The 15,067-nt window shown below is 71.2% G+C and carries 13 protein-coding genes; 2 read left to right on the forward strand and 11 right to left on the reverse strand.

Translation table 11 applies throughout. From position 1 onward, the window contains the following. Positions 1–93: 93 nt before the first annotated feature. The 11 genes from ABFX50_RS46770 to ABFX50_RS46820 all read right to left on the reverse strand — a co-directional run bounded on the left by ABFX50_RS46770 (position 94) and on the right by ABFX50_RS46820 (position 13,624). Positions 94–774 carry a DUF4191 domain-containing protein gene (locus ABFX50_RS46770; RefSeq protein ID WP_183658668.1) on the reverse strand — a complete coding sequence of 227 codons (681 nt, stop codon included), beginning with the start codon at positions 772–774 and terminating at the stop codon, positions 94–96. 78 nt (positions 775–852) lie between these two features. Next, positions 853–2,076: an alpha/beta hydrolase family protein gene (locus ABFX50_RS46775; RefSeq protein WP_346156826.1), complete on the reverse strand. Its 1,224-nt coding sequence runs from the start codon at positions 2,074–2,076 to the stop codon at positions 853–855. Between the two features lie 199 nt (positions 2,077–2,275). After that, positions 2,276–4,648 carry a beta-glucosidase H gene (locus tag ABFX50_RS46780; protein ID WP_346156832.1) on the reverse strand — a complete coding sequence of 791 codons (2,373 nt, stop codon included), beginning with the start codon at positions 4,646–4,648 and terminating at the stop codon, positions 2,276–2,278. A gap of 115 nt (positions 4,649–4,763) precedes the next feature. Further along, positions 4,764–5,693, reverse strand: coding sequence for a lipoyl synthase (lipA, locus tag ABFX50_RS46785; protein WP_346156836.1), 930 nt, complete (start codon positions 5,691–5,693; stop codon positions 4,764–4,766). A gap of 18 nt (positions 5,694–5,711) precedes the next feature. Next, positions 5,712–6,689 (reverse strand): M48 family metalloprotease, encoded by a 978-nt coding sequence (locus tag ABFX50_RS46790; protein WP_346156841.1) that lies wholly within the window; start codon positions 6,687–6,689, stop codon positions 5,712–5,714. 32 nt (positions 6,690–6,721) lie between these two features. Next, positions 6,722–7,396: a lipoyl(octanoyl) transferase LipB gene (gene lipB, locus ABFX50_RS46795; protein ID WP_183658674.1), complete on the reverse strand. Its 675-nt coding sequence runs from the start codon at positions 7,394–7,396 to the stop codon at positions 6,722–6,724. Between the two features lie 59 nt (positions 7,397–7,455). Beyond that, on the reverse strand, positions 7,456–8,193 hold the full coding sequence (locus ABFX50_RS46800) for a Type 1 glutamine amidotransferase-like domain-containing protein (RefSeq protein ID WP_183658676.1): 738 nt from the start codon (positions 8,191–8,193) through the stop codon (positions 7,456–7,458). A 37-nt stretch (positions 8,194–8,230) separates the two neighbouring features. After that, the gene (locus ABFX50_RS46805) at positions 8,231–9,124 is read right to left on the reverse strand and encodes a TIGR01777 family oxidoreductase (RefSeq protein WP_346156850.1); all 894 of its coding nucleotides are present in this window, start codon (positions 9,122–9,124) and stop codon (positions 8,231–8,233) included. Between the two features lie 106 nt (positions 9,125–9,230). Beyond that, positions 9,231–10,742 carry a 2-oxoglutarate dehydrogenase, E2 component, dihydrolipoamide succinyltransferase gene (gene sucB, locus ABFX50_RS46810; protein ID WP_346156853.1) on the reverse strand — a complete coding sequence of 504 codons (1,512 nt, stop codon included), beginning with the start codon at positions 10,740–10,742 and terminating at the stop codon, positions 9,231–9,233. 21 nt (positions 10,743–10,763) lie between these two features. Further along, entirely contained in the window at positions 10,764–12,128 is a 1,365-nt protein-coding gene (lpdA, locus tag ABFX50_RS46815) for a dihydrolipoyl dehydrogenase (protein ID WP_183658682.1), read from the reverse strand. A gap of 38 nt (positions 12,129–12,166) precedes the next feature. Further along, a complete protein-coding gene (locus ABFX50_RS46820; protein WP_346156856.1) occupies positions 12,167–13,624 on the reverse strand; it encodes a leucyl aminopeptidase in 1,458 nt (485 codons plus the stop codon). 96 nt (positions 13,625–13,720) lie between these two features. Between ABFX50_RS46820 and ABFX50_RS46825 the strand changes: the two genes are divergently transcribed. Continuing rightward, complete coding sequence (locus tag ABFX50_RS46825) at positions 13,721–14,068, forward strand: GntR family transcriptional regulator (RefSeq protein ID WP_183658686.1); 348 nt, start codon at positions 13,721–13,723, stop codon at positions 14,066–14,068. Then, positions 14,065–15,033 carry an SdpI family protein gene (locus tag ABFX50_RS46830; protein WP_346156860.1) on the forward strand — a complete coding sequence of 323 codons (969 nt, stop codon included), beginning with the start codon at positions 14,065–14,067 and terminating at the stop codon, positions 15,031–15,033. The genes ABFX50_RS46825 and ABFX50_RS46830 overlap by 4 nt, the downstream gene beginning before the upstream one ends. Positions 15,034–15,067 lie beyond the last annotated feature (34 nt).

Here is a 15,067-nt window from a genome sequence, read left to right on the forward strand (position 1 = left end):
CATCTGTCACATCGAAGCGCGCCACATCCGAGTTCTACCAGCCATGGCCAGGCCACCACTGGGCCTCACCTAGATCCGAACCCCAAACAGCTCCTAGCGCATCTTCGGGCCGCGCGGCATGCGGGCGCCCTTGGGCATCGGGCCCTTGGGCATCGGCAGGTTCTTCGGCAGCGAGCGCAGCCGGTCCTTGACCTGGTTGACGGCCGGCTTCTTGAGGTTGCGCGGCAGCTTCATCAGGTGGCGCTGCAGCTTGCCGAGCGGCACCTGGCCCTCGCCGTCGCCGCACTGGATGTCGTAGACGGGCACGTCCATGACCACGCGCTGCAGCCGCTTCTTCTCGCCGACCAGCATCTTCTGCACGCGGTTGCCCGGCCCCTCGGAGACCAGCACGATGCCGGGGAAGCCCACCACCAGGTGCACGAGGTCCTGGTCGCGGTTGGCGGCGATCGCGGGGGTCACCTCCCAGTTGCCCCGCATGCCCTGCAGCACCGCGGCGGCAGCGCCGGTCTGGCCGTCGAGCATGGAGTACTGGGCGCGCTGGGCCAGCTGGCCGAACACGATCAGGCCCACGGTGAACGCGAGCATGATGCCGATGAAGATCGAATACCAGATCCAGCCCGTGACCAGGCCGATCACGATGACCACCGCCAGCGTGGCGACCGCCGAGAGAAAGACGATCGGCATCCCCTTGGGGTTGGCCTGCTGGATGATCTTCGCGATCATGCGGAGCTGCTTGATGCGCCCCGGCTTCTCTGGGTCTACGGGCTTAGCCATGTTGTGAAGGATACAAACACCACCCGCCGGAGATGAAAACGTGACCCGTCCTTGCGCGGCTCGTCGCGGGCGGCCCTCTCAGGGGATCGGCTTCACCTCGGGGAAGCGGCTGCTCAGGCCGTCGAACAGCGTGGTCTGCCTGCCCTTCAGATGCAGGTCGAAGAAGGCGCTGACGTAGGCGCGCTGGGCGGTCACGGCGCGGCGGGGATCCATCGTCCCGATGATGTCGCCGGCCGGCACGCCGAGCTCTCCCGCGAGCTGGGGCACCACCGCCTCGGCGTCGGAGAAGCTGTAGTGCGCCGTCCCCGTGAAGCGCAGCTCGCGCTTCCAGCCCGTGGACCTGTCCCAGAACGACCTCCACGACGGATCGCTCGCCCTGGTGTGGTTCTCCGCGGCGATCTGGAGGAACGGCTTGGCGACGCCGGTGGTCGCGACCGACCCGCGGAAGCCGCCGTCGAGGTTGACGCCCGCGTCGACGCGCCGGTCGCCGTGCGTGAGCTGAGCGGCCGTGGCCCCGCCCATGGAGTGGCCGAGCGCCCCGATCCTCGTCAGGTCCAGCCCGCCGCGCAGACCGGCAGGCAGCCTGCGCCGCTCGGCGTCGGGGTTGTCGCCGCGCCCGAGCCGCGCGAGCTGGTCGAGCACGAACCTCATGTCCTCCTCGCGGACCCGCTGCGCCTTGGCCATGTCCTCCTGCGTCGGCCGCTGGGGGAAGGCGCTGCGTTCGAGTCTGCCGCCGGGGAACTCGACCTGGGCCGCCTCGTAGGTGTGGTCGACCGTGACGACGGCGTAGCCCCTGGAGGCCAGCTCCTCGACGAGTGTGGCGCCGATCGTGCGCGGCGCGCCCGCGCCCGCGGAGAACAGCACGACGGGGACGCGCCCTGCCCGCCTGTCGACGGGGGCGTCCGCCCTGGCGTGCGTCGTCGTGGCGGCCCAGTCCACCGTGCCGGGCCTGGTGCCGAAGAGCGCGGGCGCGAGGGTGTCGTCGAAGTCCGCCGCCGCCAGCGGCGCCATCTGCGAGGCCAGAGGAAGGCGCGGCGAGCCGCCCGCCGGATACCAGACGCTCACCATGAGCTCCCTGTACGGCCTGGCCGCCACCCACGGGTCAGGACGCGACTTGTCCACCAGGTGCAGGTCGGTCACGCCGATCGGGCTCCCGCATGTCGGCGCGGGCAGTCTCAGCCTGACAGCCGAGGGCTCGGCGGCGGCGGGCGCGGCGGTCAGCGTCGCGACGGCGGCAAGGGCCAGCCCCATGGCCTTCATCCCGGTACGGCGCGCGCGAAGGCCCGGTGTGGAAGTCGGCATCGGTCATCTCCTCGTAGGCGGTTGACGTCCTGCAAGGAGCCTCGCAGCGGCCGGCGGCGTCGCTTTCCTCCTGCCGGACGAACTGATCGTCATACCGCGGGGGCACGGCGAGGAGCTCGTCATCCTGAGGATGACCAGGGGCTCACGACGAGCGCCCCCGCGAGCGGCCTGGCTCGAGGGGGGCGCTCGTGATGACGGCTCAGATCTTGGTGGTCGCGCCGAGTCTCCTGTCGGCGACGCTGCGGCCGGCCTCGACCGTGTACTCGCCTGGCACGGTCGTCCAGCCCTCGTCCGTCCAGATTTGGAAGGCGCGCTCGGGCAGGAACACCGTCGTCAGCACCGTCTCGCCCGGAGCGGCCTCCACGACGTCGAAGCCGGCCAGCCACCTGGCGGGCCTGCCGTCGGGCGTCGGGGCCGAGAGGTAGACCTGCACGACCTCCCGTCCCTCGCGCGGGCCCGTGTTCGTGACCGCGACCGTCACGGTCGAGCCCTCGGCGGCGATCGAGTCGTAGGACCAGCTCGTGTAGCCCAGGCCGTGCCCGAACCAGAAGGCGGGCGTGCGCTCCAGCTTCTCCCAGCCCCTGTAGCCGATGAAGACGCCCTCCTCGTAGGGGACCCGCCCCTCCACGGGCGTGACGTCGACGACGGGGCTGTCGGCCAGCCGTACCGGCCAGGTGGTGGGCAGGCGGCCGCCTGGCTCGGCGTCGCCGTACAGGACGTCGGCGAGGGCCGACCCCGCCTCCTGCCCAGGGAACCAGGTGAGCAGCACCGCGGCCACGTCGGCGATCCACGGCATCTCGACGGGAGAGCCCGCGTTGACGACCACGATCGTGCGGGGGTTGGCGGCGGCGACGGCGGCGATGAGCTCGTTCTGACGGCCGGGCAGGCGCAGGTTCTCGCGGTCGAAGCCCTCGCTCTCCACCTCGAGCGTCGTGGCGGCCACCACCACGGCCACCTCGCACGACCGTGCCGCCTCCACCGCCTGGGCGATGAGGACGTCGTCGCCGGGGGAGGGGTTGGCGTGGCCGAGGGTGTAGGCGACGAACGCCATGCCGCCGAAGGCGCCCGCCGGGTGGGTCACCTCCAGCTCGTAGGCCGTGCCCTCGGTCAGCTCGACGGCGACGCGCCGCTCGGGCGGCGACAGGAACGCCGCTGCGGGGTCGTCGCCCTCCAGCTCGATGGTCGCGTCGAAGACCGTCTCGCCGTCGACGCGCACGGTGAAGGGGCCCACGCCCGCGACGGACAGCTCGTGCGCGCCGGTGAGGTCGGGGGTGTAGGCGGCGCGCAGCCGTACCGCGCTGAGCCGCTCGCCGTCCACGTCGGGCGGCAGCTGGCCGACCCACCTGGCCTCCGTCGTCGCCAGCGGGTGCTCGGCGAGCACCTGCCCCTCGGCGTCGAGGAACTGCGCGGTCGTCGGTACGGCCAGCGGCGACAGCCGCACCCTCGGGTCGGTGCCGAGGGCGTAGCGCACCTCGCCGCGGGCGCGCAGCCCTTCCAGCGGGGAGACCGTGCGGTCGGGGAAGACCTGCGCGCTTCCCCCTCCCATGATCCGCGCCTCGTCGGCGGCCGAGCCGATGAGCGCCAGGCTCGTCACGCCTTCGAGAGGAAGCAGGTCGCCGTCGTTCTTGAGCAGCGTGAACGAGCGCGCCGCCACCTCCCGCGCGAGCGCCACCCCGTCGATCGCGGCGTGCTCGGCCCGCTCGGCCGGGGCGCCGGACGGCGGCCGCAGCGCGCCGACCCTGTGGGCCAGGCGGAGGATGCGGCGGACCTTGTCGTCGACGACCGACTCGGGTACCCGGCCCTCGCGCACGGCCTCCTCGAGCTTGTCGCCCCACGGCCCGAACGGCCCCGGCATCGCCACGTCCGTGCCGCCCAGCGCCGCCGCCTCGGTGGAGCGCACGGCGGTCCAGTCGGACACCACGTAGCCGTCGAAGCCCCACTCCTGCTTCAGCACGCCGTTGACCAGCTCGGAGTGCTCGGTCATCGTGGTGCCGTTGACGGAGTTGTAGGCGGTCATCAGGCCCCAGGCGCCCGCCCGCACCACCCGCTCGAACGGTGCCAGGTACGCCTCGCGCAGCACCTTGTCGCTCACCTTGACGTCCACGGTGAAGCGGTCGGTCTCGAAGTCGTTGGCCACGAAGTGCTTGGGCGTGGTGGCGACACCGCCCTCCTGCACGCCTTCGACGTAGGCGGCGCCCAGCTCGCCGGTGAGGTAGGGGTCCTCGGAGAAGCACTCGAAGTGCCGTCCGCCGAGGGGGGAGCGGTGCAGGTTGATCGTCGGCGCCAGCAGCACGTGCACGCCCTTGCGCCTGGCCTCCTGGGCCAGCAGGCGGCCCACCTGGCGGACCAGGCCGGTGTCCCAGGTGGCGGCCAGCGCCGTGGGGCTCGGCAGGGCGATCGAGGGGTCGGCGGAGGTCCACTGCTCGCCGCGCACGCCGATGGGGCCGTCGCTCATCACGAGCCGGTCGAGGCCGATCTCGGGGACGGCGGGCAGCGACCACATGTCCGTGCCGGTGAGGAGGCGGATCTTGGTGGAGAGGTCCAGCTGGTTGATCAGTTCGTCGAAGTCCACGCAGTCAGTGTTAACCAGAAAACCTACTGATCGATAGGTTTGTGACCATTGCGTTACATTGGGAATGCGAGAAGGACCGCGCCCCTGGTGGGACGCGGTCCTTTCACGTGATCGGTCAGACGATCTGGCGAGCCTCGATGGCCTGCTGGTAGAGGCGCCCCGCCCGGTAGGAGGAGCGGACCAGCGGCCCGGACAGCACCCCGGCGAAGCCGATCGCCTCGGCCTCGGCCTGCAGCTCGACGAACTCCTCCGGCTTCACCCACCGCTCCACCGGGTGGTGGCGCGGCGTGGGACGCAGGTACTGGGTGACCGTCAGCAGGTCGCAGCCCGCCTCGTGCAGGTCGCGCATGGCCTGGACGACCTCCTCGCGCTCCTCGCCCATGCCCAGGATCAGGTTGGACTTGGTGACCAGCCCCGCCTCGCGGGCCTTGGTGATCACACCGAGCGAGCGCTCGTAGCGGAAGGCGGGACGGATGCGCTTGAAGATCCGCGGCACGGTCTCGATGTTGTGCGCGAAGACCTCGGGCTTGCTGGAGAAGACCTCCTCCAGCTGGGCCTGGTCGCCGTTGAAGTCGGGGACAAGCAGCTCGACGCCGCAGCCCGGCAGCAGCGTGTGGATCTGGCGGGCGGTCTCGGCGTAGAGCCAGGCGCCGCCGTCGGGCAGGTCGTCACGGGCCACGCCGGTCACGGTGGCGTACCTCAGGCCCATCTGCTGCACGGACTCGGCGACCCTGCGCGGCTCGTCCTTGTCGTACTCCTTGGGCTTGCCCGTGTCGATCTGGCAGAAGTCGCAGCGGCGGGTGCACTGGTCGCCGCCGATGAGGAAGGTCGCCTCGCGGTCTTCCCAGCACTCGTAGATGTTCGGACAGCCGGCCTCTTCGCAGACCGTGTGCAGGCCCTCCCTGCGCACCAGCGATTTCAGCTCGGTGTACTCGGGACCGGTCTTGAGCTTGGTCTTGATCCACGGGGGCTTGCGCTCAATAGGGGTTTCGGCGTTTCGCACCTCCAGGCGGAGGAGCTTACGGCCTTCAGGAGCAACGGTCACCGTTCAAGCTTACGTCTCTCAGGTAATGAGGCCGAACCCGCGTGCCGCCCTGGTGTAGTGCCTGCTCAGCTCGGTGTCGATGACCGCCGAGGCGGCCGCGTCGAGCAGCGGGGAGCCGGGGGCCGAGGTGAGCACGCCGTCGGGGGCGAGCCTTGCCCTCGTCAGCGCCGACTCCCTGATCGCCTCGACGCTCTCGCCGCGCAGCACGGCCGCCTGCATCGGCGCCAGGTAGCTGCCGTGGGCGATCAGTTCCTCCAGGTCGGCGAGGTCCTCCTCCGTCGTCGCCCGCAGCGTGAGCGCCCGCCACCGCCCTGCCGCCTGCGCGCCGCCCGCCGCGGCCAGCCTGGTCAGGATGTGCTCGACGATCAGCACGGGCCAGCCGAAGGCCCTGCCGACGAGCCTGCCGAGCAGGCCGACGGCGTTGTAGGAGGAGCTCGGCGCCCAGGCGCCGAGCGACATCGCCATGGCGACGTCGGCCTCCCTGCGGGCGCTCAGCGGTTCGGCGCCCAGGAGCGAGTGCCGCCACTCGCCGAGCGTGGACAGCGCGCCCTCCACGAGGAAGCCGTCGTCGGTGACGGCCGTGGCGTAGGCGCCCGCCAGCAGCGCCACCCGCTGCCTCGGCGAGACGGCCAGCCACAGCGGAAGCCCCACCAGCAGGACGGGGACCCTGCGCACGCCGAGCCTCAGGTAGACCGCGGCGGTGGACAGGTCGAGCACGGCGACCTGCGCGGGGCGCGGCACGCCCACCTCGTCCGCCACGCGCGCGGCCAGGCCGTACAGCTCGGGGGCGGCGGAGGGGGCGAGCACCTCGGCGTCGTCGGGCAGTCGGCCGAGGCGCGGACGCAGCAGCACCCCGATCGCGACGAGGAGGGCGCCGAGCATCCAGGACAGGAACAGGGAGGGGGAGCCGACGACGATGAGCACACCGAGCACGACGAAGGCGAGTGTCAGCGCGTGGACGGCGAGGGACACGGCGAGCGCGGCGATCCTGCGCATGCCGCCGATCCTAAAGGCGGCTCAGCCCGATGTCAGCGCTGTCTGGCCACCGCCTGGAGAAGATCCTCCTCGTGCATCTCGTACGGCTCGGCCTCCAGCGCCTCGGCCAGCCGCTTCTCCGCGTACGGCATGACCTCGTCGACCACGATGCGCCGCCCCGCCTCCTGCGACAGCGAGGTGACGGCCGCGTCGGCAAGGCCGCAGGGCACGATCCTGTTGAACCACCTGAGGTCGTTGGCGCAGTTGAGCGCGAAGCCGTGCATCGTGACGCCGCCCGCGATCCTGATGCCGATCGCGCCCAGCGCCCGGTCGGGGCCGCCCTCGCCGGGCACCCAGACACCGCTGCGCCCCTCGATCCTGCGCACGGCCACGCCGAAGTCGGCGCAGATCTGGATCATGGCGTCCTCGAGCGCGTGGACGTAGGCTCCGATGTCGCCGACCCGCATGATCGGATAGCCGACGAGCTGGCCCGGCCCGTGCCAGGTGACGCGCCCGCCCCTGTCGACGTCGACGACGGGGGTGTCGTCAGCCGGCCGTTCGTGCGCCGCGGTGCGCTTGCCCGCGGTGTAGACCGGGGCGTGCTCCAGCAGCAGCGCGGTGTCGCCGAGCGATCCTGCGACCCTGTGGGAGTGAACGCGTCTTTGGAGAGCCCAGGCCTGCTCGTAGGGCACGTCCACGCCAAGACGGACAATCGTCAGCTTCGCCACAGAACAAGGTTACTCACAAGAAACGCGCCCGTGGGACTTCCTTTGCCCCAGCTCAGCCGTCATGCCGTAAGAAGCCTTGGCTCGATCCTGAACTCCTTGACGCCGCCTGCGCCGTCGTGCTCGACCTTGTAGGCGTAGCCCGCGGGGTCGACGGTGACCGCCTGGATGAACTCGGTGCCCACGTAGTGCAGGCCGACGCCCTCGTCGGCGGCGTAGCCGTCGGGCAGCTCACCCGAGGCGACCGACGCCTGCAGCAGTTGGCGGCGCTGGGGGTCGGAGTTGTAGTGGACGCCGCAGGAGTAGGGGAGCATGGCCAGGCCGTCGGCCCAGGTCCGCAGCGTGGGTCCGAAGGAGTCGGTGTTGCCGCCGACGTGCCAGCACAGCGCGCCCGCGCTCTGCCCCGCCAGCACCACGCCGGACTTCCAGGCCTCCTCGAAGGCCTCGTCGAGGCCGTGCAGCCGCCACAGCGCCGCCAGGTTGGCCACGCTGCCGCCGCTGACGTAGATCATGTCCTGTTCGAGCATCCACGCCCTGGGGTCCTCGACGTTGGGCATCGGGAAGACCGTCAGGTGGCTCACCTCGACGTCCCAGCCCGCGAAGGCGCCGTACATCTTCAGCAGCCAGTCGGAGTCGTCACCCGTCGCGGTGGCCAGCAGGCCGAGCTTCGGCCGGTCCTGGCCGGTGAGGTCAAGGGCGTAGCGCAGCAGGGGGCTGGCCTCGATGAAACCGTATCGGGCGGTCTGCCTGAAGGAGCCGCCGCCGATGGCGAGGATGTGCGACTGTCCTGACCTGCTCATTGTGTAACCCCCACGGGTGAGTCGGACGAATGGCTCACTAGAGTACGGCGGTCAGCGCGTCGTCGAGGGTCGGATGCAGGAACCTGAAGCCTGTGTCAAGCAGTTTCGCCGGGACGGCTCGCTGTCCGATCAGCAAGCCTTCGTCCGCGAAGCCGCCGAGCGCGGTGTGCAGCGCGAAGCCCGGCACGGCGACCGGCATCGTCGCTCTCTTCACCGCCCTGCCCAGGGCTTTCGTGAATTCCTTGTTGGTCACCGGCTCGGGGGAGGTCAGGTTGACCGGCCCCACCACATCACGATTTTTCAGGACATGGAGGGCTGCGCGGACCCAGTCGTCCAGCGAGATCCAGGCCCACCACTGCCGCCCCGACCCCAGCGGCGCTCCGAGTCCCATTTTGAACACCGGCAGCATCTGCTTGAGCGCCCCGCCCCTGCCGCTCAGCGTGATGGCCGTGCGCAGCCGTACGGTCCTGACGCCGGCCTGCTCGGCGGCGGCCGCCTCCTCCTCCCAGCACTCGCAGAGCTCGGCGAGGAAGCCTTCACCGCGCGGCCCGCTCTCGTCGGTCACCCGGTCGCCCGTATCGCCGTAGAAGCCCGCTCCAGAGGCCGACAGCAGCACCTCAGGCGGCCGCTCCAGCCCTCTCAGCGCGGTGACCAGTGTCCTGGTGCTCTCGACGCGGCTGGCGACGATCTCCCTCTTGTACGCCTCGCTCCAGCGGTGCTCACCGAGCCCCGCGCCCGCCAGGTGCACCACGGCGTGGGCGCCTTCGAGCGACGACCTGTCCACGAGGCCCCGCTCGGGGTCCCATCGCGACTCCTCGGTGCCGCGCGGCGCCCTGCGCACCAGCCGTACGACCTGGTGGCCCTCGGCCTTCAGCGCGGCGACCAGCGCGGTCCCCAGCAGCCCCGACGCGCCCGTCACGATGATCGCCATTCACCCACCCTACGCCCGGGGTCGCCGCGTCAGCCGTACGGGCGGTGGAAAGGGGCCGGGCGCCCGCGGAGAGCTCCGCGGGCGCCCGGTGTGATCACCTCGGGTGTTACGCCAGACCCAGCTGGGCCTCGAAGCGGCCCTCCTCCAGGCGGCGCTTGATCGTGGTGAGGAAGCGCGCCGCGTCGGCGCCGTCGACCAGGCGGTGGTCGTAGGTCAGCGCGAGGTAGACCATCGAGCGGACCGCGATGACCTCGCCCTCGGGGGTGTCGAGCACGACAGGGCGCTTGACGACCGCACCGGTGCCGAGCATGCCGACCTGCGGCTGGTTCAGGATCGGCGTGTCGAACAGCGCGCCGCGGCTGCCGGTGTTGGTCAGCGTGAACGTGCCGCCGGTGAGCTCGTCGGGCGTCACCTTGTTGTCGCGGGTGCGCTCGGCCACGTCGGTGATCTTCCTGGCCAGGCCGGCCAGGTTGAGGTCACCGGCGTTCTTGACGACCGCCGCGAGCAGGCCGCGCTCGGTGTCGACCGCGACGCCGAGGTTCTCGACGTCGAAGTAGGTCACCTCGTTGGTCTCGTTGTTGATCGTGGCGTTCAGCTTCGGGTGCTGCTTGAGCGCCTCGACGGCGGCCATCGCGAAGAACGGCGTGAAGGTCAGCTTGACGCCCTCACGGCGGAAGAACTCGTCCTTGGCGCTGTTGCGCAGCCGGGCGATCTTCGTGACGTCCACCTCGACGACCGAGGTGAGCTGGGCGGCGGTCTGCAGGGACTCGACCATGCGCTTGGCGATGGTCTGACGCAGCCGCGTCATCTTCTCGGTACGGCCACGCAGCGTGGTGTCGACCTGGACAGGCTCGGGCGCGGCCGCGGGAGCCTGGGCGGCTGCCGCGGGAGCGGCGGGCGCCTGGGCGGCGGGAGCGGCGGGCGCTGCGGCCGGAGCGGCGGCCTGAGCCGGAGCGGCCTGGTCGCGCTGGGACTTGGCGGCCTCGAGCACGTCCTGCTTGCGGATGCGGCCACCGACGCCGGTGCCGTTCAGCGAGTCGAGGTCGACGCCGTGCTCGTTGGCCAGCTTGCGCACCAGCGGCGTGACGTAGGGGCTGTCGCCACCCGACGGCAGCGGGGTGGCGGCCTGGGCCTGGGCGGGCGCCTGAGCCTGGGCCTGTGCCTGGGCGGGCTCGGGAGCGGGCGCCTGCGGGGCCTGGGCCTGCGGGGCCTGGGCCTGGGCGGGCTCGGGAGCAGGAGCGGGCGCGGGGGCCTGCTGGGCGGGCGCGGCCTGCGGCGCGGCGGGCGCGGGCTGCGGGATCGAGGAGGCGGGCGCGGGGGCCGGCTCGGGCTCAGGCTCGGGCGCGGCCTCAGGAGCCGGGGCGGCGGCGCCCTCGGTGCCGTTCTCGTCAATGATCGCAAGCTCGGCGCCGACCTCGACGGTCTCGTCCTCGGCGACGACAATCTTGGTAAGGACGCCCGCCGAAGGCGACGGGATCTCGGTGTCGACCTTGTCGGTCGACACCTCGAGGAGCGGCTCGTCGGCCTCGACGCGCTCGCCCTCCTTCTTCAGCCAACGGGTTACCGTGCCCTCGGTCACGCTCTCGCCGAGCTGGGGCATCTGTACGGAGACCGGCATGGGTATGACTTCCTCGAGTTCTTAGTTGTGGACGTGCAGGGGCTTGCCGGCCAGCGCCAGCATGGCCTCGCCCATGGCTTCGGACTGGGTCGGGTGAGCGTGGATCAGCTGGGCGACCTCCGTGGGGAGCGCCTCCCAGTTGTAGATCAGCTGGCCCTCGGTGACGAGCTCGCCGATGCGGCGGCCGACCATGTGGACGCCGACGACGGGACCGTCCTTCTGGGCGAGGACCTTGACGGCCCCCGAGGTGCCGAGAATCTGGCTCTTGGGGTTGCCGGCCAGGTCGTAGACCTGCTCGACGATCTCGATGCCCCGCTCGGCCGCCTGCTTGGAGGTGATGCCCACCGAGGCGACCTCAGGGTCGGAGTAGGTGATGCGCGGCACGCCGTCGTAGTCGATGGGCGGCGGGTTGAGGCCCGCGATGTGCTCGGCCACCATGATGCCCTCGGCGAAGCCGGCGTGCGCCAGCTGCAGGGTGGGGATCAGGTCGCCGATCGCGTAGACGCCTGGCACGCTGGTCTGGCAGTGCTCGTCGACGACCACGGCGCCACGCTCGATCGTGACGCCCTGCTCCTCGAAGCCCATGCCCGCGCTGACCGCGCCGCGGCCCACGGCCACCAGCAGCAGCTCGGCGTCGAGGGTCTTGCCGTTGGCCAGCGTGACGACCACACCGGTGTCGGTGGTCTTGACGCTGTCGAAGAAGACGCCCAGCTCGTACTTGATGCCCCTGCGGCGGAAGGCCCGCTCCAGCAGCTTGGAGCTCGACTCCTCCTCCAGCGGCAGCAGGTGGGGCAGCGCCTCGACGATCGTGACCTCGGCTCCGAAGGAGCGGTAGACGCTGGCCAGCTCCACGCCGATGACGCCGCCGCCCAGCACGATGACCGAGGTGGGGACGCGATCCATCTTCAGCGTGTGCTCGCTGGTGATGACGCGCTCGCCGTCGATCTCGAGGCCGGGCAGCGACTTGGGGGCGCTGCCGGTGGCCAGCACGATGCTGCCGCCCTCGTAGACCTCCGCGCCCACCTGGACGCGGTTGGGGCCGACGAGTCTGCCCTCGCCCTCGACGATCGTGACGCCCGCGGACTTCAGCAGGCCCTGAACGCCCTTCCACGCCCGAGTGACGATCTTGTCCTTGAAGGCGTGGACGCCGGGCACGTCGATGCCGTCGAAACGGGCCTTGACGCCGTAGGCCTCGCTCTCGCGGGTCTCGTCGGCGATCTCTGCCGAGTGCAGCAGGGCCTTGGTGGGGATGCAGCCGCGGTGCAGGCAGGTGCCGCCGATCTTGTCCTTCTCGATCAGCGCGACCGTCTTGCCCAGCTCTGCCGCCCGCAGTGCGCAGGCGTAGCCGCCGCTACCGCCACCTAGGACGACGATGTCGTAGGCCACAGGAAAGCTCCTTGTCGGATGGTGATGCCGTCATCTTTTCACTTGTTAAGGCCCGTTGCGGCCCTCTCGGCCAGTCCGATGAGGGTGCGGGTGATGGCGCCCGTGCCGCCCTTCGGGGTGTAGCCGTGCGGCTCGCCCTTGTTGAAGGCGGGACCGGCCATGTCGATGTGCGCCCAGCGCCTGCCCTCGGGGACGAACTCCTTCAGGAAGATGCCGGCGGCCAGCATGCTGCCCCAGCGCTCGGGCTGGAGGTTGGCGATGTCGGCGATGGGGGAGTCGAGGCCCTTGCGCAGCTCCTCGGGCAGCGGCATGCCCCACGCGCCCTCGCCCACGGAGTTGGCGACCTCGACGACGTGCTCGCGTACGGCGTCGTCGTTGGACATCACGCCCGCCGTACGCCAGCCGAGGGCGACGATCTGCGCGCCGGTCAGGGTGGCGACGTCGACGATCAGGTCGGGGTCGTCCTCCGCCGCGCGGGCGATGCCGTCCATGAGGACCAGGCGGCCCTCGGCGTCGGTGTCGAGCACCTCGACGGTCTTGCCGCTGTAACTGGTCAGCACGTCGGAGGGGCGCGTGGCGGTGCCGCTGGGCAGGTTCTCCGCCAGGCAGAGGTAGCCGACGGTGTTCACCTTGAGCCCGAGGCGGGCGATGGCGACCAGGGCGCCGAAGACCGCGCCGGCTCCGCCCATGTCGGACTTCATCCAGTCCATGGCGGAGGACGGCTTGAGCGAGAGGCCGCCCGAGTCGAAGGTGATGCCCTTGCCGACGAAGGCCAGCGTCTTGGCCGCCTCGGGGTGGGTGTAGGACAGGCGGACCAGGCGCGGCGGGTTGGCCGAGCCCTGGCCGACGCCGACGATGCCGCCGTAGCCGCCCTCCTTGAGCTGCTTCTCGTCGAGCACCTCGACGCTGAGACCGGCCTTGCCGCCCTCCTGCTCGGCGATCTCGGCGAACTTGGCGGGCCACAGGTCGGAGGGCGGGGTGTTGACCAGGTCGCGGACCAGTGCGACGGAGTCGGCGACGATCGAGGCGCGCTCGGCGGAGCCTCCGGCCGAGGTCAGCACGTCGAGTTCGGCGACGGGAGCCTTGCGCTCGCCGTTGGTGCGGTACCGGCTGTAGTCGTAGGCGCCGAGCAGGCCGCCCAGCGTGACCGCCTCGGCCTCCTCGGCCGAGGTCGCCGGCAGCGCCAGCGCGGCGCGCGCGGTGCCCGCCAGCGAGCGGACGGCAGCGCCCGCGGCGCGGCGCAGGCCCTCCTGGTCGGCGGAGTCGCCGAGACCGACGGCGACCAGCAGCGGCGCGGTGATGGCGCCGAACGTGGGGATCTTGGCCAGTTCACCGGCCTTGCCGGTGAAGGCGACGGTGGCGAGCGCCGTCTCGAAGGCGCTGTCGACCGCCTCGATCGAGGAGCGGGGCCCCTGCGGGCCTGACACGAATCCGACGACCAACGCGTCGGTGTCGAACGAGACGGGATCTGCTGAGTTCAGCCGCACAGTGGTCACGTAGACCGATGCTATCCACGGTTGGCGGCTTATTCATAAACAGGGGTTCATCCTACCAATACTGTGCCAAGAAATGGTGCTAGTGTTGATAGCACCATGTTGCTCACGCTCGATCTCAACGACCCCCGCCCCCTGCACGAGCAGGTCGCCGGGGCGATCAGGCGCGCCATCGGCGACGGCTCCTATGCGGCGGGGGATCGCCTCCCCCCTGCGAGGGACCTGGCCGACGCGCTCGGCATCAACGCCAACACCGTTCTCCGCGCCCTGCGCGAACTGCGCGACGAAGGGCTCCTGGAATTCAGGAGAGGGCGGGGGGTGAGCGTGGCCGGCGTCCCGACCGGACGCGCGCTCATCGTCCAGCGGGCGCGTGACCTGCTGGAAGAGGCGAAGAAGTACGGCTACAGCCGCGACGACCTCATCGACGTACTGAAGGAGCTGCCATGAACAGGGCATTGACAGCGGCGGGGATCTGGGGGCTGATCGTCACCGCCGTCCTCGTAGGCGTCCCCCTGGCCCTCCGTGACAGGCTTCCCGACCCTCTGGCCACTCACTGGAGCGGCGCGGGTCCCGACAACCACATGTCCTTCACCCAGAACCTGCTGTTCACCGTCGCCATGGCGCTCGTCGCACTCGCGATCATGGTCGGTGTCGCCCTGCACGGGAAGGCCTTCGAGCGGCGGCTGAGCCGCGCCTACTGGTGGGGCTTCCTGGTCGGCTGGGGCCTGTTCGTGATCGGCATGGAGCTGTCGATCCTCTACTCCAACCTCGACGTCTCCGACTGGACGCGGGCCAGGCCCCTCGGCTGGGGCGTCGCCGTCACCATGGCGGTGGCCGCCGCAGGCGGTGTCCTGGCGGGCTACCTCCTCAGGGGCGCTCCCGACCAGGCCCCCGAGCCGGGAGAGGCCCCGCCCAGGCTGCGGCTGAAGGCGGGACAGCGCTCGGTGTGGGTCAGCCGCGTCTCCAACGCCTGGCTGGCCGCGCTCGCGGTGGTCTCGGGCGTCGGGGCGCTGGCGCTGGGCGTGTCCACGGCGCTGGGGTTGATGGAGGGCGCGGCCTCCGGCCTGCTCGGTGTCTCGGTGATCCTGCTGGTGGCAGGGCTGCTCACCTCCTCCGCCACCGTGCGGATCACCCAGGACGGCGTGGCCATCGGCTTCGGCCCCCTCGGCTGGCCGGTGCGCAGGATCGGGCTCTCCAAGATCGAGAGCGCGTGGTCCGAGGTGCGCCACCCGAGCCAGGTGGGCGGCTGGGGGCTGCGCGGCGTGCCGGGCATGGCGGCGATCATGCTGCGCGGCGGCGACTGCCTGGTGCTGCGCTACCACTCGGGCGGCCAGCTGGTCGTCAGCATCGACGACGCCGCGCGCGGCGCCGCCCTGCTCAACGCCCTGCTCGCCGAGCGCGTCGGACGATGACCCGCCGCCACGAGCCCTTCCTGCCCGCCGACCC

The sequence above is a fragment of the Nonomuraea recticatena genome (genome assembly GCF_039533245.1).
GTDB lineage: Bacteria > Actinomycetota > Actinomycetes > Streptosporangiales > Streptosporangiaceae > Nonomuraea > Nonomuraea roseola.

What these genes read in the sequence shown, in the direction of transcription:
- ABFX50_RS46770 (WP_183658668.1), bottom strand. Translation starts at nt 774, where the DNA reads ATGGCTAAGCCCGTAGACCCAGAGAAGCCGGGGCGCATCAAGCAGCTC.
- ABFX50_RS46775 (WP_346156826.1), bottom strand. Translation starts at nt 2,076, where the DNA reads ATGCCGACTTCCACACCGGGCCTTCGCGCGCGCCGTACCGGGATGAAG.
- ABFX50_RS46790 (WP_346156841.1), bottom strand. Translation starts at nt 6,689, where the DNA reads ATGCGCAGGATCGCCGCGCTCGCCGTGTCCCTCGCCGTCCACGCGCTG.
- ABFX50_RS46800 (WP_183658676.1), bottom strand. Translation starts at nt 8,193, where the DNA reads ATGAGCAGGTCAGGACAGTCGCACATCCTCGCCATCGGCGGCGGCTCC.
- ABFX50_RS46805 (WP_346156850.1), bottom strand. Translation starts at nt 9,124, where the DNA reads ATGGCGATCATCGTGACGGGCGCGTCGGGGCTGCTGGGGACCGCGCTG.
- sucB (WP_346156853.1), bottom strand. Translation starts at nt 10,742, where the DNA reads ATGCCGGTCTCCGTACAGATGCCCCAGCTCGGCGAGAGCGTGACCGAG.
- ABFX50_RS46825 (WP_183658686.1), top strand. Translation starts at nt 13,721, where the DNA reads ATGTTGCTCACGCTCGATCTCAACGACCCCCGCCCCCTGCACGAGCAG.
- ABFX50_RS46830 (WP_346156860.1), top strand. Translation starts at nt 14,065, where the DNA reads ATGAACAGGGCATTGACAGCGGCGGGGATCTGGGGGCTGATCGTCACC.